This window comes from Paenibacillus sp. OT2-17, assembly GCF_009827695.1.
In the GTDB taxonomy this organism is placed as follows: Bacteria; Bacillota; Bacilli; order Paenibacillales; family Paenibacillaceae; genus Paenibacillus; species Paenibacillus polymyxa_B.
The window spans coordinates 1-18,588 of record NZ_WUDQ01000003.1 but is presented as its reverse complement, the minus strand read 5'-3'; the positions used below and the strand labels follow the sequence as shown (position 1 = coordinate 18,588).

Annotated in this window: 19 protein-coding genes; all 19 read right to left on the bottom strand. The window is 47.0% G+C overall.

Going from position 1 to position 18,588, the window contains the following annotated elements; genetic code table 11:
• Window positions 1-42: 42 nt before the first annotated feature.
• On the bottom strand, window positions 43-1,482 hold the full coding sequence (gene spoIID, locus GRP75_RS01930) for a stage II sporulation protein D (RefSeq protein WP_160788469.1): 1,440 nt from the start codon (window positions 1,480-1,482) through the stop codon (window positions 43-45).
• Window positions 1,483-1,709: 227 nt separating this feature from the next.
• On the bottom strand, window positions 1,710-3,065 hold the full coding sequence (gene murA / locus GRP75_RS01925; RefSeq protein ID WP_028542175.1) for a UDP-N-acetylglucosamine 1-carboxyvinyltransferase: 1,356 nt from the start codon (window positions 3,063-3,065) through the stop codon (window positions 1,710-1,712).
• Between the two features lie 323 nt (window positions 3,066-3,388).
• Window positions 3,389-3,640 (bottom strand): DUF1146 family protein, encoded by a 252-nt coding sequence (locus tag GRP75_RS01920; RefSeq protein WP_013312321.1) that lies wholly within the window; start codon window positions 3,638-3,640, stop codon window positions 3,389-3,391.
• A 346-nt stretch (window positions 3,641-3,986) separates the two neighbouring features.
• Window positions 3,987-4,400 (bottom strand): F0F1 ATP synthase subunit epsilon, encoded by a 414-nt coding sequence (locus GRP75_RS01915; protein WP_013312322.1) that lies wholly within the window; start codon window positions 4,398-4,400, stop codon window positions 3,987-3,989.
• Between the two features lie 69 nt (window positions 4,401-4,469).
• Entirely contained in the window at window positions 4,470-5,870 is a 1,401-nt protein-coding gene (gene atpD / locus GRP75_RS01910) for a F0F1 ATP synthase subunit beta (protein ID WP_013312323.1), read from the bottom strand.
• A gap of 120 nt (window positions 5,871-5,990) precedes the next feature.
• Window positions 5,991-6,857, bottom strand: coding sequence for an ATP synthase F1 subunit gamma (gene atpG, locus GRP75_RS01905; protein ID WP_023990707.1), 867 nt, complete (start codon window positions 6,855-6,857; stop codon window positions 5,991-5,993).
• Window positions 6,858-7,071: 214 nt separating this feature from the next.
• The gene (gene atpA / locus GRP75_RS01900; RefSeq protein ID WP_013312325.1) at window positions 7,072-8,586 is read right to left on the bottom strand and encodes a F0F1 ATP synthase subunit alpha; all 1,515 of its coding nucleotides are present in this window, start codon (window positions 8,584-8,586) and stop codon (window positions 7,072-7,074) included.
• 19 nt (window positions 8,587-8,605) lie between these two features.
• Complete coding sequence (locus GRP75_RS01895) at window positions 8,606-9,151, bottom strand: F0F1 ATP synthase subunit delta (RefSeq protein ID WP_013312326.1); 546 nt, start codon at window positions 9,149-9,151, stop codon at window positions 8,606-8,608.
• A complete protein-coding gene (gene atpF / locus GRP75_RS01890) occupies window positions 9,148-9,636 on the bottom strand; it encodes a F0F1 ATP synthase subunit B (protein WP_023990709.1) in 489 nt (162 codons plus the stop codon). The genes GRP75_RS01895 and atpF overlap by 4 nt, the downstream gene beginning before the upstream one ends.
• Window positions 9,637-9,745: 109 nt before the next feature.
• Window positions 9,746-9,970, bottom strand: coding sequence for a F0F1 ATP synthase subunit C (gene atpE / locus GRP75_RS01885; RefSeq protein ID WP_007432750.1), 225 nt, complete (start codon window positions 9,968-9,970; stop codon window positions 9,746-9,748).
• Between the two features lie 104 nt (window positions 9,971-10,074).
• Window positions 10,075-10,899, bottom strand: a complete 825-nt coding sequence (gene atpB / locus GRP75_RS01880) for a F0F1 ATP synthase subunit A (protein WP_013312328.1) — start codon at window positions 10,897-10,899, stop codon at window positions 10,075-10,077.
• A 29-nt stretch (window positions 10,900-10,928) separates the two neighbouring features.
• Complete coding sequence (locus tag GRP75_RS01875; RefSeq protein WP_013312329.1) at window positions 10,929-11,309, bottom strand: ATP synthase subunit I; 381 nt, start codon at window positions 11,307-11,309, stop codon at window positions 10,929-10,931.
• The gene (locus GRP75_RS01870) at window positions 11,302-11,556 is read right to left on the bottom strand and encodes an AtpZ/AtpI family protein (protein WP_023990711.1); all 255 of its coding nucleotides are present in this window, start codon (window positions 11,554-11,556) and stop codon (window positions 11,302-11,304) included. Before GRP75_RS01870 ends, GRP75_RS01875 begins: the two co-directional genes overlap by 8 nt.
• A 171-nt stretch (window positions 11,557-11,727) precedes the next feature.
• A complete protein-coding gene (gene wecB / locus GRP75_RS01865) occupies window positions 11,728-12,897 on the bottom strand; it encodes a non-hydrolyzing UDP-N-acetylglucosamine 2-epimerase (RefSeq protein WP_160788468.1) in 1,170 nt (389 codons plus the stop codon).
• A 110-nt stretch (window positions 12,898-13,007) separates the two neighbouring features.
• On the bottom strand, window positions 13,008-13,637 hold the full coding sequence (upp, locus tag GRP75_RS01860; protein ID WP_013312332.1) for a uracil phosphoribosyltransferase: 630 nt from the start codon (window positions 13,635-13,637) through the stop codon (window positions 13,008-13,010).
• Window positions 13,638-13,993: 356 nt separating this feature from the next.
• Window positions 13,994-15,259, bottom strand: a complete 1,266-nt coding sequence (locus GRP75_RS01855; RefSeq protein WP_160788467.1) for an ABC transporter substrate-binding protein — start codon at window positions 15,257-15,259, stop codon at window positions 13,994-13,996.
• Between the two features lie 15 nt (window positions 15,260-15,274).
• Window positions 15,275-16,111: a carbohydrate ABC transporter permease gene (locus GRP75_RS01850; protein WP_160788466.1), complete on the bottom strand. Its 837-nt coding sequence runs from the start codon at window positions 16,109-16,111 to the stop codon at window positions 15,275-15,277.
• Window positions 16,111-17,019 (bottom strand): carbohydrate ABC transporter permease, encoded by a 909-nt coding sequence (locus tag GRP75_RS01845; protein WP_371915917.1) that lies wholly within the window; start codon window positions 17,017-17,019, stop codon window positions 16,111-16,113. The genes GRP75_RS01850 and GRP75_RS01845 overlap by 1 nt, the downstream gene beginning before the upstream one ends.
• Before the next feature lie 147 nt (window positions 17,020-17,166).
• Window positions 17,167-18,417 carry a serine hydroxymethyltransferase gene (locus GRP75_RS01840; protein WP_076264498.1) on the bottom strand — a complete coding sequence of 417 codons (1,251 nt, stop codon included), beginning with the start codon at window positions 18,415-18,417 and terminating at the stop codon, window positions 17,167-17,169.
• Between the last annotated feature and the right edge of the window lie 171 nt (window positions 18,418-18,588).

Sequence of the window (18,588 nt, the reverse complement as noted above, 5' to 3'; positions counted from 1 at the left end):
CCGGGTGCAACTCTTTTATACTTCAAAGTTTCGAAATATTTACTAACTTAGAATACGAGAGGCTTGCGCAAAAGAAATGCCAGTATAATAGTGAAGGAGAATTTGAGTGGCAGTATGACCTTCCTTGGCCATTCCATTGGCTCCCCACTGACTCATACCAACACCATGACCATAACCATAGGTTGTTATAGCAATCCGGTCCCCTTCAGCTTTCCACGTAAACTCAGCCGAACGCAGCCCCAGTTTGTTACGGATTTCCGGCCCTGTAAAGATTGAACCACCAACCTCAATCTTCTTGATGCGATGTCCTTCTGTCTTAGAGAGTATACGAATCTCCGGCATTCTCCCTCCTCCAGTAGAAGCAGCTATCGCAGTACGACTCAACCCCAATCTATCGAACACACTCTGACGACTCAGTGTGACGGTTTCTGTATAACGTGGGGCCAACTGCTTGTCCCATGGACTTGACACGCTTCGTAAATAGGGCACTGCCTTCGCCCATACATCCTCTGAATTTTCGGTATAGCCATTGCTAGTAGAAAAAAAAGATGCCGTAATGGGCTTCCCCTCATATACCATGATCGTATCCTTGGTGTCTCGTACGGCCTGCTGAATTTTAGCCAGCTCTGTGGATTTACCAGAGTGCCCCCATTCTCTAGTAAGTTTAGCTTTAGAGATATAAGCCTGATGTTTAACAGTATCCGTCACATCTGCTCCCGCCGGGGCACCGCTGGTGTCATCAGCCAGCAAACGCCGGGCAATGAAGGTACGCGCGGCAATGGCCTGCGCTTTCAGTGCCTCACCCTCGAAGCTGGGCGGCATTTCGGCGGCTACTACGCCGACAATGTATTGCTCCAGCGGTAACGTCTCCGTGCGACCGGTAGACGTGACGTACACACGCACGTCCGGCTCTGCCACCACCGGCACGCTGCGCGTTGGAGCAGCGGGCACCGCCGGTATCGGCGGGACACCCGGCAGGCGCGTGACGGGCGTCCCGCCCTTTGCCGTTACGCTAGGTGCAGCCGGTGCTGCCGTGCGACTGCTCGGTGGCACCGGCTGCGCCGTCTGGCGAGGCCACGCCATTAGCGCGGGCACAGCCATGGCAAGCACCAGCACCCCTGCCATGGCGGCGAATGGCAGCCATGGGCGGCGGCTGCCCCAGCGCGGGGCACGCCCGGCGGAAGGACGCAGGTGCGGTAGCGGCACCTGCAGCGGGCTTGCAGCGCGTGTGTCATGGACCGCTGCTCCAGCAATAGGCAAAGCCGTATCAACAGAGTTCACAGCGGAAGGCACGACTGTTGTACGCCGATTGGGCTTGACGCCAATCGGCAATGTACCTCTTGTGTCCGGCTGCTGTTGTATAAGCTTATTTTTTTGTAACGAAGTAGCTATAGAGCCAGAACCTTCCTCCGCAAGTGAAGCCTGGCGATGTTCCTTAGGATGATGAATGGGTATACGGATGCGAACCTGTGAATCTTTCATAGGCTGAAACCTCCATCAAAGGGCTAAGTGTCCGGCTGGAAGTACAGATATACTCCAGCAGATATTTTCAATCATATGAAGTCGTCCACTTTCATAGAACCGTTTTAAGAGAACTGAAAGAATGAAAAAAACTGGTTGCAAACAACAAAAAAACCAAGCCCTTTCGGACTTGGTTCCTTATTGTTCAAGAATATACTTATGCAACATGAAGCGACATACGTTAAAGCTTAGGCGAGGGAAGGCTGGATCTTCTTAAACAGATTTCCCGACGTCTCTTCTGGCATTACGCGCTCTGTACTGGGCGAATGATTCAGTTTGGACTCTTCCACGGTCACTCTGTAAATGTCCGCTCCCAATCCAGTCAGCTTCTCAGCCAAATGAACGTAACCGCGATCGATGTGATGTACGCCGGATACCTCCGTTGTACCTTCCGCAATGAGTCCGGTCAGAATTAACGCAGCACCTGCACGCAAGTCTGTAGAGGTTACTTTCGCACCTGTCAGCTTAGCATTACCAGTTACAATGGCGGAACGACCTTCAACCTTAATTTCCGCATTCATGAGATGAAATTCATCCACATGCATGAAACGATTTTCAAACACGGTTTCCGTAATAATGCTCGTTCCTTCAGCGGCAAGTTGAAGTGCCATCATCTGAGACTGCATATCGGTAGGAAAACCAGGATAAGGCAAAGTTTTAACATCAACGGCCTTTAACGGCTTATCTGCAATGACACGAATTCCGTTCTCATCAGGTTGAATGGTTACACCCATTTCTTCCATCTTGGAAATAACCGGTCCTAAATGATCGGATATTGCGCCTTCTACATATACGTTCCCGCCTGTGATCGCAGCAGCAACCATATAAGTACCTGCTTCTACCCGGTCGGGAATGACCGTATGTTTTACACCATGCAGCTTCTCAACGCCTTCAATACGAATAACGCCCGTGCCCGCACCGCGTACTTTGGCACCCATTCCATTCAGGAAATTTGCGAGATCAACAATCTCAGGTTCCTTAGCAGCATTCTCGATGGTAGTTACGCCCTCAGCAAGAGTAGCGGCCATCATAATATTCTCGGTTGCTCCTACGCTGGCTACATCCAAATAAACTTTAGCTCCACGCAGACGCCCGTTACTTTTAGCTTCAATAAAACCTTGGCCCAGGCTAATCTCCGCGCCCAATGCCTCAAAACCCTTCAAATGCTGATCAATTGGTCGCGTTCCGATTGCGCATCCGCCTGGAAGCGAGATCCTTGTACGTCCCAAACGTGTAAGCAGCGGCCCCATAACCAAGAATGATGCGCGCATTTTCCTAACCCACTCGTAAGGGGCTTCACAGGAAATTATCTTCCGCGCGTCAACACGAATGACCTCATCTTGGTATGTAACGCCTGCTCCTAAGGACTCCAGCACTTTGTTAATGGTCATCACATCGTCTAGAGGAGGTGCATCAATAATAACACTTTCTCCTTCTTCTCCTAGCAGAGAAGCGGCGATGATCGGCAGAACTGAGTTTTTGGCTCCGCTGACTTTGACACTCCCGGTCAATCTGTTGCCACCGCGGACGATAAATTTGCTCATCTATGGTTCCCTCCGCGCGTCATTTCCCTTTTCCATTCTGGAAAAAAAGAACATATTCCGCTATTTTCATGCCTTGCTTTTTCATTACATAAAAAAACAAGATTTTACTAATACCCTAACTGCCATCATACCACTGATTAAAACAAGTATACAAGCGTTTTTTGTACTTGACGACCATTGTACTCTAACTGATTCAGCCAGCTATACATGTATGGTTCTTTTGTTTACCATTGTTAACAATATGACGCGATGTTATTCGACAATTCCCGCAGAGACACAGTCATAAGGTCATATAACCCGCCCACTTCATGTTAAAACAAATTCTAGAGCATCTGACTCCAAGAAATGTAGCTCAACAGGAACCCAGAAACCAACTGTCCCAAAATTATAGCAAGAAACAAGTGTAGCAATCTGCCTTGCGGTCCTTTGGGTTGCCGGATTAACAAATCCAGCTTAAAACTCTGTAAAGCCCACCAAGCTAACGCTATACAGATGAGCGACACGATCATGGAGATCAGCGCGGTCATACTCGCCGATTGACTTAGCTGTTCAGCCAATTGCTGTTTCCCGTTCAACCATAATTCCTCCCATCTGCGTCACAGACTTCTTTATAATACTCGGCGAACGCCTAATATGCCAGTGCTATTTCTGTTTTTAGGACATTTATTTCGACAAAATGTGATTAATCACTTCTGTTTCGTGAATTTAAAAGGTACTAAATACCTAGCAGCCGGGCAAGAAATAGGACTGTACATTTGGTAATAACAGCTAAAAAAGGGCCCGATCACAGTGATCGAAGGAAGCAAGGTTCTCCCTCACCTTCTACCGGACATTCTTTGGCAGAAATTATGAAGTGGTCTCCTTGTCGTTCCATCCGTATACTATGCCGAACCCTTTTAAAATTCCACTTAAAATCCATTATTAATTCTTATTGGTTCTGATGCTTGTAGCATTTAAACGGTTAAGCGCCCGTTGCAGAGCTACTTCCGCCCGATGATGATCTATCTGTTCCTGCTTGCTCTGGAGCCGCAGTTCTGCCCGCTCCCTTGCCGCACGGGCACGCTCCACATCAATTTCTTCGGAACGTTCCGCACTCTCAGCCAAAATGACCACTTTATCCTTGCGGACTTCAAGAAAGCCCCCATTGACCGCGATCACTTCGGTTTGACCACCGATTTTAATGCGTATCGGTGCAATCTTCAAGGGAGTGACCAAGGGAAGGTGTCCAGGTAAAATCCCAAGATCGCCTTCCGAGCCGCGAACACTGATGCTGTTTACCTGTTCTGTATAAACCAGGCGCTCCGGCGTCACAATCTCTAGTAAATACGTGCTCACTTGAATCCCTCCTGGAAGCTGTCCGCAGACAGCTCACTTCGTAAGGCTCGGCTATTCTTTGCCTGTTGTTTACAACGTTTTAGCTTTTTCAACTGCTTCTTCGATGGCTCCTACAAAAAGGAAAGCCGCTTCTGGAAGATGGTCATACTTGCCTTCCAAAATTTCTTTGAAGCTTCGTACAGTTTCTTTAACCGGCACATATTTACCTGGGAAGCCGTTAAATGCTTCGGCAACGTGGAAAGGTTGAGAAAGGAAACGCTGGATTTTACGTGCACGTGCCACCAACATTTTATCTTCTTCACTCAGCTCGTCCATACCCAGGATGGCAATGATATCCTGAAGCTCATTGTAGCGGGCCAAAATTTGTTTTACCCCTTGTGCTACATTGTAATGCTCTTCACCCACAACGTCTGGAGCCAAAATACGGGAGCTTGATGCGAGTGGATCAACCGCCGGGTAAATACCCATTTCGGAAATTTTACGTTCCAGATTCGTTGTAGCATCCAAATGGGCAAACGTTGTAGCAGGAGCCGGGTCAGTGTAGTCATCCGCAGGCACATAGATCGCCTGAATGGAAGTAACAGAACCTTTTTTAGTAGAAGTAATCCGTTCTTGCAATTGACCCATCTCAGTAGCCAGCGTAGGCTGGTAACCTACTGCTGAAGGCATACGTCCCAACAGGGCAGAAACTTCAGAACCTGCTTGAGTAAAGCGGAAAATGTTATCAATAAAGAGCAACACGTCACGGCCTTCTTGGTCACGGAAGTATTCCGCCATCGTCAGACCTGTGAGAGCTACACGCAAACGTGCACCCGGAGGCTCGTTCATTTGTCCGAACACCATCGCTGTTTTGTTGATAACGCCGGAATCTCTCATTTCATGGTACAAGTCATTTCCTTCACGTGTGCGTTCACCTACACCCGCAAATACAGAAATACCACCATGCTCCTGAGCGATATTGTTAATCAATTCTTGAATGGTTACGGTTTTACCTACACCAGCACCACCAAACAATCCGACTTTACCACCCTTAGCATAAGGAGCCAGCAAGTCGATAACTTTAATACCGGTTTCGAGCATCTCTGCTTGAGTTGTCAGCTCATCGAAAGAAGGAGCTTGACGGTGAATCGGATTTCTAGCCGTTTCACTCATATCAGCACCATTATCAATTGGCGTTCCAAGCACGTTAAATACGCGTCCAAGAGTAGCTTCGCCGACAGGTACTGAAATAGGTGCTCCCAGATCTATGGCTTCAGCCCCACGAACCAAACCATCTGTGGAAGACATGGCAATACAACGCACACGGTTGTCACCTAGATGTTTTGAAGCTTCGAGCGTCAGATCAATTTTGACTCCGCTCTCCAGCACAGTCCCAATATGAATGGCATTCAGGATTTCTGGAAGTTGTCCACGTTCGAACTCAACGTCGACAACCGGACCCATGATGCTCACTACGCGTCCTTTGTTCATCTTTTGGTTTCCCTCCTACAAGCTTGCACAGCCGCAAATCCGAACCACTCTGATTTGTTTTGCGCCCGCAATTTATCATAATAGTGTAGACCCTGCTATAAACAGTCGCAACAAGCCTAATTAAGACTGAGCGCTTGCCCCTGCAACGATTTCCGTAATTTCCTGGGTAATAGCCGCTTGACGAGCACGGTTATAGGTCAAGGAAAGCTCACCAATTAACTTGGAAGCATTCTTCGTAGCAGATCCCATCGCCGTCATCTTCGCTCCCAGTTCACTAGCTTTACCATCCAGCAAAGCGCCGTAAATGAGCGTTTCCGCGTAACGCGGCAGCAATACTTCCAGCACTCCTTCTGGTGAAGGCTCATACTCATAGTTAATTGAGGATGAAGCTGTAGCTGAATCCGGTGTTGCCATTGGTAACAGACGGTCAACTGTTGGAATTTGAGTCAATGCGTTGACAAAGCGGTTATAGCATAGATAAAGCTCATCAAATTCTTTAAGTTCAAAGCCTTGTACAGCCTTGCTTGCAATTGTTTTGATATCTGCAAAAGCAGGTGTATCCGACAGATCTGTTACCGATTCAGCGATAGGAAATTCACGACGTCTGAAATAATCCCGTCCTTTTCGTCCAATGATGAAAATCACAAATTCATCCTGTGAACGGTGACGTTCAGAAATCGTCTGCGTAACCTGTCGTAAAATATTGGCGTTATAACCACCAGCCAGACCACGATCAGATGTAATGATGAGATAAGCAGTCTTTTTAACCGGACGCGTTTCCAGCATTGGATGCTTGATGTTATTCGCTCCAGAAGCAATGCTACTCACAACTTCCTTAAGCTTTTCCGAGTAAGGACGAGCCGACTCCGCTTTCTCCTGAGCTTTTCTCAGCTTGGATGCAGCGACCATTTCCATCGCTTTCGTGATCTGCTTCGTACTCTGCACACTTTTAATCTGACGTTTAATCTCGCGCATACCTTTTGCCATGATTTCACCACCTTTAAGCTCTAGCAAAGCCAAAGCTAACTTCGTAAGCAATCCCTTAGCTTGGGCCAAGTCCAAGCACTTCGTAAGATTCAAATCCAGCCGGACATATGTTAAAGGGCCTGTTATTGAGGGTAAAACATGCCAAGGAAGCCAAAACCCGGAGGGCACGCTTCCTTAGTACATCTTTCATCATAAACAGGCAAATTCCAATGTATTAAACCGACGTGGCGAATGATTTTTTGAATTTCTCGATAGCCGCCTTCAAAGCCGCTTCGTTATCAGCAACCAGGTCTTTCGTGTCGCGGATAGATTGAAGCACGTCTTGATGGTCAGACACCATGAAAGACAGGAAGTCTTTTTCAAAACGTTTTACATCCGCTACAGGGATATCATCAAGGAAGCCTTTTACAGCAGTATACAAGCTCACTACTTGTTGCTCTACAGCAAGCGGTTGGTTAACACCTTGTTTCAAAATTTCCATCATGCGTGCGCCGCGATCCAGACGGGCTTTTGTGGATTTATCCAAGTCGGACCCGAATTGGGAGAACGCTTGAAGCTCTCGATATTGAGCAAGATCCAGACGCAGGGAACCTGCTACCTTTTTCATCGCTTTAATCTGAGCTGAACCACCTACACGAGATACAGAAATACCTACGTTGATCGCCGGACGTTGCCCAGCATAGAACAAGTCAGCTTCCAAGAAGATCTGTCCATCCGTGATGGAAATAACGTTGGTTGGAATATATGCAGAAACGTCGGAAGCCTGTGTCTCGATGAACGGCAATGCGGTAAGTGATCCGCCGCCCAACTCATCATTTAGCTTCGCTGCACGTTCCAGCAAGCGAGAGTGAAGATAGAAAACGTCACCCGGATATGCTTCACGACCCGGTGGACGACGCAGCAACAGGGACAGTTCCCGGTAAGCTGATGCTTGTTTAGTCAAGTCATCATAAACTACAAGAACATGCTCGCCTTTGTACATGAAATACTCACCCATGGCGCAGCCAGAGTAAGGAGCAATGTACAGCAATGGTGATGGTTCGGAAGCAGATGCCGTAACGACAATCGTGTATTCCAGCGCACCGTGACGACGCAATGTTTCAACAACTTGAGCTACCGTGGATTGTTTTTGACCAATAGCGACATAAATACATTTCATGCCGTTACCTTTTTGGTTCAAAATTGCATCAATTGCGATAGAAGTTTTACCTGTTTGACGGTCACCGATGATCAACTCACGTTGACCACGACCAATCGGAACCATCGCATCAATAGCTTTAATCCCCGTCTGCATAGGCTCATGTACCGATTTACGGGCCATAACGCCTGGAGCCTGACTTTCAACCGGACGGAATTCTGTTGTAGCAATCGGTCCTTTACCGTCTACTGGTTGTCCCAGTGGGTTAACTACACGTCCGATCAATGCTTCCCCTACAGGGACCTGCATGATTTGACCTGTACGTTTTACTTGACCGCCTTCACGAATGTCGGAGAATTGACCCAAAATAACAACACCGACATTGCTTTCTTCCACGTTGAGCGCCAAGCCCAATACGCCAGTGTCGAATTCAACCAATTCACCGGCCATAACTTTTTCCAGTCCGTAGACGCGGGCAATACCGTCGCCGACTTCAACAACAGTGCCGACTTCAACGACCTCGATATCATTTTTATATTGTTCAATCTGACTTTTAATCAATGAACTGATTTCCTCAGGTTTGATACTCAAGTGTGTTCACCCCTATCTTCTATACTCGTCTGTTAAAGGATTTCTCGAGACGATCCAGCTTGCCGGCCAGACTGCCGTCGTACAGTGTATCGCCGATAACCACTTTCAATCCGCCCAGTAGACTCGGGTCCACTATATTTTCCACACGGATTGTTTTATGTTCACGGGCTCCGAATTCCTCGGCTACCGCTGTTTTTTCCTGATCACTTAAAGCATAAGTCGAATACACCTTTGCATGAGCAATTCCCAGCTTGTATTCCTGAATATCGAGGTATCCGGCAAGGAGAGATTCGAACAAATCTGCTCTACTACGCTGAATCAACAGCTTGATCGTGTTAATTAGCGAGGCAGAAAGCTTGCCTTCAAAACTGTTAGCCAGAACTTGAAGCTTGACCGCTTCCGTAATGTTAGGAGAATTAATGAATTTACGGATTTCAGCATCCCCCGATACAGCCTCTACAAAAGCACGTAGCTCCTGCTCGGTTTCCATAATGGTCTGTTCCTGCTCTGCCACTTCAAACAAAGCTTTCGCATACCGTTTGGCTACTACCGTATCCCGGCTCATGCTTTGCCTCCTACCTCTTTAAGGTATTGGTCGACAAGCTCTCCCTGGACTTGGTCTTCCTTGATTTCCTTTTGAATCAGTTTGGAAGCAATTTGTACCGAAGCTTTACCCACTTCGCTGCGCAGTTCGGCAACCGCCTTATTACGCTCGCTTGTGATTTCACGAACAGCTTCGTCTTTCAGGCGGACAGCTTCGTCTTTAGCCTGAACAATAATTTGCTCCGCTTGTTTGTTACCTGTTTGTTTTGACTGCTCGATAATGTCGTACGCTTCCTTACGTGCCTGCTGGAGAGCCTGCTTTTGCTCCTCAACATAAGCAGCAGCCTGTTCACGCGTCTGTGCCGCTTCATTCATTTGCTGTAATACAAGCTGACGCCGCTTCTCCATAACGGAAAAGAGAGGGCCGAATGCATAACGCGTCAGTAACCAGTACAAGATCAAAAATGCAATGATTGTGAAAACGATACTTGTCCAATTTAAACTCAATTGAAGTCACTCCTTTCCGGTGAACGTCGGTTCTGGATCTTTCATGTTCAAACGAACAAAGAAGGCGCGGATGGCTGTGCCTTCCCCGCCAAACCTTGCTTCCATTCAATTAAGCACCTGCGTAGAAAATGAATGCCAGAACGACCCCGATGATTGGCAGGGCTTCGACCAGACCTACACCGATAAACATTACCGTTTGCAACGTTGCTTTTGCTTCAGGCTGACGAGCGATACCTTCAACTGTTTTACTTACGATCAGACCGTTACCAATACCTGCGCCCAAAGCGCCCAAACCTACTGCGATTGCAGCTGCGATATATGCCCAAACTCCCATTTTAAAAATCCTCCTTAGTGATGTGTATTTATATTGTACATGTATTTGCAGTTAAGAGCGAAGCGTACTCCTGAACTTAACTAAAAACCGGAAAACGAGCTTGTCTAATGCTCTTCTTCATGCGTGTCAATGGACTGCGAAATGTATACAAACGTCAGAATCGTGAAGACGAACGCTTGAATACTGCCGACAAAGATACTAAATCCTTGCCAAACAACGAGTCCCAATACGGAAGCAATCCAGCCTCCTACACCAAGTGCTGTCAATTTCAGCAGAACACTGATCAAAACTTCGCCGGCAAAAATATTACCGAATAGACGCATACCATGTGTCAATAGTTTTGAGAACTGCTCAATCAAGTTAATTGGCAAAAAGAATGGAAATGGCTGAACGTAATGCTTGAAGTAAGCTTTGGTATTGCGGAAGATTCCCAGGAAATGAACCAGGACAAAGATCATTAAAGCGAGTCCAATAGATACCCCTGCATCTGCAGTAGGTGATTTCCACCAGCTGATGCCTACATGGGCAGCTTCGCCCGGGTGAGACGCCTGTGCTTGTTCTAATGCTTCTTTGACTGGAATGATTTCATGTCCAAATACTTGGGCACTTTGCACATTATCGAATTCGGTCACAATCCCGAACGGTAAGCCCAGCATATTCCCCACGAAAATGAACATGATCAGCGTCATCCCCAAGGAGAGGAATGGCTTCCCTTTTTTCAAATCCATCGTGCTGGTAATCAGTCCTTGAACGAATTCTACGACCCACTCCATAAAATTTTGCAACTTGCTTGGATTGTCCACAGACAAATTGCGCGTTGCAGCAAATGCCAGTCCAAATACAATCGCACAAGTCACAATAAGCATAATAATGACGGACAAGTCAATGTTAAACCCGCCCAATTGGATAATCGGTGATTCATGCAACATGTTTTCTCACCCCTTTCTCAGTTGAGCCATCATTTTTCCTGAAGCGCGAATATGATGCCTATAATTAACAGAAGAAATTGCCCAGTCACCAGGCTTGCCATTACAGCGATCTCATGGAAATAGGCCGGAAATTCTATCGCCAGCACCACTGCCAAAATTGAGGTCCCTAATCGAACGCCAAAGCCAATACCAAACACTCTCTTCTTTCTTTCACCGGCGGCCGCACTCGCAACCTGTCGAATTTTGTAGGCCATATACAGCACATTTAGACAGCTTACTCCCGTTCCCAGAATGATTCCGTGAGCAATGTCACGATGTTGGGGCATGAAGGCGGAGACCAGGAAACACAGAGCCATAATACCAAGCGCTACGATCCATAACATTTTTTGCATACGGGTCATCTCATTCATGGTTATCCCTCAGTACCTTTCCGATCACAAGGGCAATACTTAATGCGCCTACAACCAAGCCTGCGAGAACGCTTACGCCAATCCAAATTCCGGAGCCACCAAGTTTGGCATCAAGCCATTTTCCTGCATAGAAACCACCCAGTGTGCATATCGCCAAATCAATGCCGATCGCGCTCACCAGTCCTATAGCCTTAAAGGCATTTCCGGTGTTATTTCGGTTGTTGTTTTGCTTGGAAGGTTTGACCACTTTTCCATGTCACCCCTGCAATTCCAGTCCATTTTACTTAAATATAAGATACTTTGTCAATTGAGATATTTTAGTGCCCTAAAGTATAAAATCAAACGACAAAGCATCTTAAATTGCTGTATCCCTTGGTAACCGTACAGTTTAACTGTATGCTTGCCTTGTAAAGAATAATTATATCGGACGAACACCTTTTGTGAACATTGTGTGAAATTCTTCAGGGCGTTCGGATTGAACACCATAATGGTGCAAAATCGCATTGACAATTCTTACTGATGCTTGTCCATCGCCGTAAGGATTCGCTGCTTGGCTCATAGATTCGTACAACGCGGAATCTGTCAAAAGTGCCTTGGTCCGATTGTACACGTTCTCTTCACTCGTACCCACCAGTTCCAAGGTGCCCGCTTCAATTCCTTCCGGTCTTTCAGTCGTATCACGCAGCACCAGAACAGGTACTCCGAACGAAGGCGCTTCTTCCTGAAGCCCACCGGAATCCGTAAGGATCAGATGTGTATGTGGGTAAAAATTATGCAGATCCACGACATCCAGCGGATCAATCAGCTTAATACGCGGATGGTTGCCTAAAATCTCAAATGCAGGTTCCTTCACAGCCGGACTCGGATGAACCGGATAAACAATAGCGACATCCTCAAACTCATCCGCAATTCGCTTAACCGCATTAAAAATCTGACGATGCGGTTCCCCTTGGGATTCCCGGCGATGTGCTGTCATAAGAATCAGGCGTTTGCCCTGAGCCCAGTCCAGTACAGGGTGCTCGTAATCCTGGCGAACCGTATACTGAAATACGTCAGTCACTGTATTGCCTGTAACATATATTCGCGATTCAGGCTTATTTTCCTTCCGCAAATTTCCAGCCGATAAAGAAGTAGGCGAGAAATGCAGATCAGACAGTACGCCTGTAAGCTGACGGTTCATTTCTTCAGGATATGGAGAAAGCTTGTTCCACGTCCGCAAACCCGCTTCCACATGCCCTACTTCAATCTGCTGCATAAAGGCTGCATAGCTGGCGAGGAAAGTGGTCAGCGTATCGCCATGAACCAACACGATATCGGGCTTGGCCTCACGCAATACAGGTTCCAGACCTTGAAGTACCCGCATGGATATTTCATTTAGTGTCTGGCGATCCTTCATTACGTCCAGATCATAGTCAGGGTGAATATTGAAAACTTCCAGAACCTGATCAAGCATCTGGCGATGTTGAGCCGTAACGCATACCACGGACTCGATATGCTCCGGGTGACGCTGAAGCTCCAAAATAAGAGGAGCCATCTTAATCGCTTCCGGACGCACACCAAAAATTGTCATCACTTTGATTTTGGACATTTTCTGTTGAACCCCTTTTCATAATAAATGTCCGCTTCACAGATCTTCCATTATTCAAAATAAAGACCTGTCAAAACGTCCATAGCTTTTGCCGAACCGCCAAAGGCAGTCTACTTGGTTCCGTACAAGCGGTCTCCCGCGTCACCAAGACCCGGAATGATATATCCATGATCATCCAGACGCTCGTCCAGTGCAGCGACATAGATGTCTACATCAGGATGCGCATCCTGCACAGCTTTGACTCCTTCAGGAGCAGCAATCAGATTCATCATTTTAATTTGAGTGCAGCCTCTCTTTTTCAACACATCAATCGCCGCAATTGCAGAGCCACCCGTTGCAAGCATCGGATCAATCACGATCAATTCGCGCTCAGTTACATCTGTAGGCAACTTCGTATAGTATTCTACGGGTTGCAGCGTCTCAGGATCGCGGAACAGTCCCACATGGCCTACCTTTGCTGCAGGCAGTAGCTTTACTACGCCATCCAGCATACCCAAGCCTGCACGCAGAATCGGAATAAGACCCAGCATACGTCCGGAAATCACTTTACCTTCTGTCTCAGCAACCGGTGTCTGCACCGTAATGCTTTCCAGCGGGATATCCCGTGTAATTTCATAAGCCATCAATGTTGCTACTTCATCCACCAGCTCGCGGAAATCCTTGGTGTTTGTCCGCACATCGCGGATAAATGTAAGTTTGTGTTGGATCAAAGGGTGATCGCAAACCACCAGTTTCGCCATAATATATTCCCTCCGGTATTATCGTCACGTTCTTTCGCGCCAGCATATCGAACTATCCTGAGTCGAAAGGATCTATGTAACCTATTTGTACAAACCAAATAAGCACAGATGCAATGCGTGCCTGTAAATCCTGTTTATTATAACATTCCCTTGATTGATTTAACACCTGCCACCGCAACCTTTTGTCAAGGGAAAGATATGACATGTAAAATACTTATTAAGACCACTTCACGTGTGACTTTCGTCACATAAAAACACATCAAAAAGGCTCTGACGGCACTTGACCGTCAAAGCCTGTGGACTTTAAGCTTCCTGCCCGACCTATCCCCTTTGCATCCTCATGCAGCGCTATTCTTTTATCTATACTTCAAATTGTCCCATGCTCCCTGAAATTGCTGAAGCATTTCATCCTTCGTGATAACCCCTGCAATATAGGCTTGCATACTACTGCTTAAATCCTGATTCAGCCCCTTCGGGAAGCGTTGGAAGTTCCAGCTCCATATCTTGCCTGCCCTCACATGCCGAGATATTTCTGCACCTAGATCGCCTGTTGTCTCGTCACTGGACGTGATACTTTTGAAGGCGGGAACAAACTTAAATTCCTTGGTGATATAATGCTTGCCTGTTTCTGATGTGACCAACCAATTGAGGAATTCTTTTGCCTCCTGCTTCACAGGCGAATTTTTGTTGACCACCCAGTTCGAGGCTACTCCGACAGCGAGTCTACCTCCTGTGGAGGGATCATTGTCTATAGGCGCAGGCAGAATACCCAAATTCAAGTTAGGATTAATTCCATCCATTTGTGGTTGCGTCCAGTTCCCCTGGTGCATCATAGCAGCCTTACCTGTCGAAAACAGTGTCACTTGTGTATTGTAATCCGTCGTGAGCGGATTGCGGTTTCCATATTTTATAGTCAGGTCAAGCAACTTCACCCACTGATCGAACACGGGGTTACCGGGGATGCGAGCCGTTCCTTTGTTTAAATCCGCAACATAACTTTCCGGGTTCGGCTGTCTGGCAAACGGGATATTGATAAAATGGTTCCCCAGAACCCACCATTCCGCATACCCGTTAGCAAAAGGTATAATCCCTGCCGCTTTCAGTCGCTTGGCTGCTTCTTCCAGTTCATCTATCGTCTGAGGCAGTTTGGTTATGCCCGCTTTTTTGAACAAATCCTTGTTATAAACAAAGCCAAATCCTTCTAGATTCATAGGCTGTCCATAAATCTTACCGTTAACCGTCATCGGCTTACGAGCAAAATCGTCCAGGTCCTTCACCCATGGCTGATCCGACAAATCCTCCAAGTACTCCAGCCACGTAACGCGGTCCTGGTAGCCCTCATTTGTAAAAATGTCCGGCTGATCGCCTGATGCGAATTTAGCCTTCAACGAAGCACCGTAGTCCGTACCACCACCGACAGATTGGATATCCAGCTTGATGCCAGGGTGCGTTTTTTCATATTCTGCCTTCAGCTTGTTTAACGGTTCCGATATCTCTACTTTGAATTGATAAATGTGTATCGTTTTCGTCTCACTCTGTTGAGCCTTCGTATTTCCACAACCTGCAAGTGTACACGCGAGCAGCACCATCAAGGAGATGACAAGTAACGCTGTTTTTTTCATCGGTTATCCCTCCCATCAGCCTTTGACCGCACCGGCTGCAATGCCAGAAACGATGTATTTTTGCATCACCAGAAAAAACACAACAACTGGCGCGATCCCCAATACCAGTGCTGGCAGCGCCAAGTCCCATTGCTTGGTGTACTGACCAAACAACATATAGGTTGCAATCGGAATGGTGCGCAACTCAGGATCATTCAAAATGAGTGAAGGCAACAGATAGTCATTCCAGATCCATAAGGTGTTCAAAATAAGTACGGTTACGAACATAGGCAGCAGCAGTGGACAAACAATGCGAAAGAACACCCCGTACCGGGATGAACCGTCCACCCTTGCCGCCTGCTCGATCTCAATAGGTACCGTTTTAATAAAGCCATGAAAAAGAAAAACGGACAAAGGCGCTCCAAAACCCAGATAACATAAGATCAGTCCCGGTATACTGTTGTCCAAGCTCAATACGTTGGACACTTCCATAAGCGGCAACATAATTGATTGAAAAGGGACTACCATCGCAGCCACAAGCAAACCGAATAGGAAACGATTAAAAAGAGTGTCATGCCGAACCATCTGGTAAGCGGCCATTGAGCTGATTAGCAGCAAAAGCGCATTACTGACGATCGTGACAATCAGTGAATTCCCCAGTGCTGTGGGAAAGTTTATTTTATTCCAGGCGTTAGCATAGTTTTCAAAACGGAAGGTTGTCGGCCACAAAGCGGAATGGGCCAAGATGTCGCCAAAGGATTTAACGGAGTTTACGAGCAAAAAATAGAACGGAACCAGAAAGATTAACCCGATCACAATAAGCAATATTTCAGCAGCCCATGTGCCCAAACGATAGTTTGACGTTTTTCCCATTACATTTCGACCTCCTTTTTCTTCGTGAGACGCACCTGAATGCTGGTAATGATGGCAACGACCACAAAGAAAATCATAGCTTTGGCAGTCCCTAATCCAAGTCGATTATTTGTAAACGCTTCATTATATATGTCCAACGCTACAGACTCTGTCGACTTGAAAGGTCCCCCCTTCGTGAGAGCCAAATTCAACTCAAATACTTTAAAGGACCAGGATATCGCCAGGAACAAGCAGACGGTCACCGCTGGCATAATAAGCGGCACTACAATATGACGCAAAATCTGTCTTCGGCTCGCACCGTCGATTTGGGCCGATTCAATAAGGGCATGCGGGACATTATTCAACGAGGATATGTAAATAACCATAAGATAACCCGCATATTGCCATACAAACACAATGACAGTTCCCCAAAAAGCAGTTGGCCCATCACCCAGCCACGGCAGTTTAAAAAAGGAAAGCCCTGTCGCCTCTCCTACCGCAGAAAAGCCGCGTACAAAAATAAATTGCCAGATAAAACCGAGCAGCAAGCCGCCAATCATATTGGGCATAAAAAATACAGTTCGCAGTGCATTACGGGTACGCAGCGGTTTGGTAAGTGCATAGGCTAGGAAAAAGCCAATCAGGTTTGTCAGAATGACACCACATACGGTAAACCGGACCGTAAACCAGAACGCATTACGGAAATCTGGATCATCCCTAAAAATATGAACGTAATTCCCTAGTCCGAGCCATCGGATATTTTCAGATACTCCATCCCAGTTCGTCATGGAATAATACAGCCCCAGCAGGAACGGAATGACCATAATCAAGACGAAAAACAACGCCATCGGTCCCACAAATACGAGTTGCTGCAATAATTGCGCGGATTTTCTTTGACTCAATGCAATCACTCCTTTGTCGTAGATCATGAAGGAAAGCGCGCATAAACCCTTACTGTAATCGCTTATTACCCAAAAATGTAAGTTTCGAGTCGTTCGGAAGCAAAAAAAGGCTGTTCTCCTCCGGCTTATGGAAGGAAAACAGCCTTTAACATAAAGATTATGAATATCGATGAATTAGTATTGAGTTCCTGGATAGATCGGGAACTTGTCTGTCAACTCGCCAACCGCTTGGCTTGCTTTGGACAATACAGTATCATCTTTCGGATTTTTAAGGGTATCGGCAATGATTTTACCGATTTTGACCATAGCCTCTTCATCCATACCACGAGATGTTGCAGCAGGTGTACCAATGCGAATCCCGCTTGTTACGAATGGACTGGTCGGGTCAAAAGGAATCGCATTTTTATTGACCGTGATGCCCACGGAATCCAATACATGCTCCGCTTCTTTACCTGTGATATTCAAATTGCGCGTATCCAACAGCATCAGATGGTTATCCGTACCACCGGATACAATGTTAATTCCTTCAGCCAACAATGTTTCAGCCAGAACCTGTGCGTTGCGGACTACGTTTTGCGCATAGGTTTTGAACGATGGCTGGAGCGCTTCACCCAAGGCAACCGCTTTGGACGCGATCACATGCATCAGTGGCCCCCCTTGAGTACCAGGGAAAATAGCTTTATCAATCGCTTGCGCCCATGCTTTGCGAGTCAGAATCAGACCCCCACGCGGACCACGCAGCGTTTTGTGTGTCGTTGTTGTTACAAATTGGGCATGCGGAACTGGACTTGGGTGAATTCCCGCTGCCACAAGACCTGCGATATGTGCCATATCCACCATGAACAAAGCACCTACATCATTGGCAATGGAAGCAAAAGCTTCAAAATCAATAGTACGCGGATATGCACTCGCACCAGCTACAATCAGACGAGGACGGTGCTTGAAGGCTGCCTTACGCACTTCATCGTAGTCGATGCGGAAGTTGTCTTCGCGTACACCATAGGCAGCAAAGTTATACAACAAGCCGGAAGCGTTAACCGGACTTCCGTGTGTTAAGTGGCCACCATGCGCCAGATTCATACCCAGTACAGTATCTCCAGGTTTGAGAGCTGCCAGATACACCGCCATGTTGGCTTGTGCTCCAGAGTGAGGCTGCACGTTAGCATGCTCGGCGCCGAACAGTTCTTTCGCGCGGTCACGTGCGATGTCTTCAACGATATCTACATGCTCACAGCCACCATAGTAGCGTTTGTTCGGATAACCTTCAGCATATTTATTCGTCAGCACGGAGCCCATGGCTTCCATTACTGCTTCACTGACAATGTTCTCGGATGCGATTAGCTCGATATTGTGGCGTTGTCGTTTCAGTTCAAGTCCCATTGCTTCCATCACTGCCGGGTCACTTTTACGCAGGTGTTCCATCATGATTGATTACTCCCTCTCCATAGTCAATTGTTGGGTATACAAGCAAACGCCTGCTCCTCTGTTGGGTACCTCATCATCAATGCAAAAAAGATTAGTACAAACATGCCGCCATGCCAAATGCTAATCGCAGTTTCCGCCGACTTCTTGCTCCAGACTGTACACCGCCCGTTG

What these genes read in the sequence shown, in the direction of transcription:
- spoIID (WP_160788469.1), bottom strand. Translation starts at nt 1,482, where the DNA reads ATGAAAGATTCACAGGTTCGCATCCGTATACCCATTCATCATCCTAAG.
- murA (WP_028542175.1), bottom strand. Translation starts at nt 3,065, where the DNA reads ATGAGCAAATTTATCGTCCGCGGTGGCAACAGATTGACCGGGAGTGTC.
- atpD (WP_013312323.1), bottom strand. Translation starts at nt 5,870, where the DNA reads ATGAACAAAGGACGCGTAGTGAGCATCATGGGTCCGGTTGTCGACGTT.
- atpG (WP_023990707.1), bottom strand. Translation starts at nt 6,857, where the DNA reads ATGGCAAAAGGTATGCGCGAGATTAAACGTCAGATTAAAAGTGTGCAG.
- GRP75_RS01895 (WP_013312326.1), bottom strand. Translation starts at nt 9,151, where the DNA reads ATGAGCCGGGATACGGTAGTAGCCAAACGGTATGCGAAAGCTTTGTTT.
- atpE (WP_007432750.1), bottom strand. Translation starts at nt 9,970, where the DNA reads ATGGGAGTTTGGGCATATATCGCAGCTGCAATCGCAGTAGGTTTGGGC.
- atpB (WP_013312328.1), bottom strand. Translation starts at nt 10,899, where the DNA reads ATGTTGCATGAATCACCGATTATCCAATTGGGCGGGTTTAACATTGAC.
- GRP75_RS01875 (WP_013312329.1), bottom strand. Translation starts at nt 11,309, where the DNA reads ATGAATGAGATGACCCGTATGCAAAAAATGTTATGGATCGTAGCGCTT.
- wecB (WP_160788468.1), bottom strand. Translation starts at nt 12,897, where the DNA reads ATGTCCAAAATCAAAGTGATGACAATTTTTGGTGTGCGTCCGGAAGCG.
- upp (WP_013312332.1), bottom strand. Translation starts at nt 13,637, where the DNA reads ATGGCGAAACTGGTGGTTTGCGATCACCCTTTGATCCAACACAAACTT.
- GRP75_RS01855 (WP_160788467.1), bottom strand. Translation starts at nt 15,259, where the DNA reads ATGAAAAAAACAGCGTTACTTGTCATCTCCTTGATGGTGCTGCTCGCG.
- GRP75_RS01850 (WP_160788466.1), bottom strand. Translation starts at nt 16,111, where the DNA reads ATGGGAAAAACGTCAAACTATCGTTTGGGCACATGGGCTGCTGAAATA.
- GRP75_RS01845 (WP_371915917.1), bottom strand. Translation starts at nt 17,019, where the DNA reads ATGATCTACGACAAAGGAGTGATTGCATTGAGTCAAAGAAAATCCGCG.
- GRP75_RS01840 (WP_076264498.1), bottom strand. Translation starts at nt 18,417, where the DNA reads ATGATGGAACACCTGCGTAAAAGTGACCCGGCAGTGATGGAAGCAATG.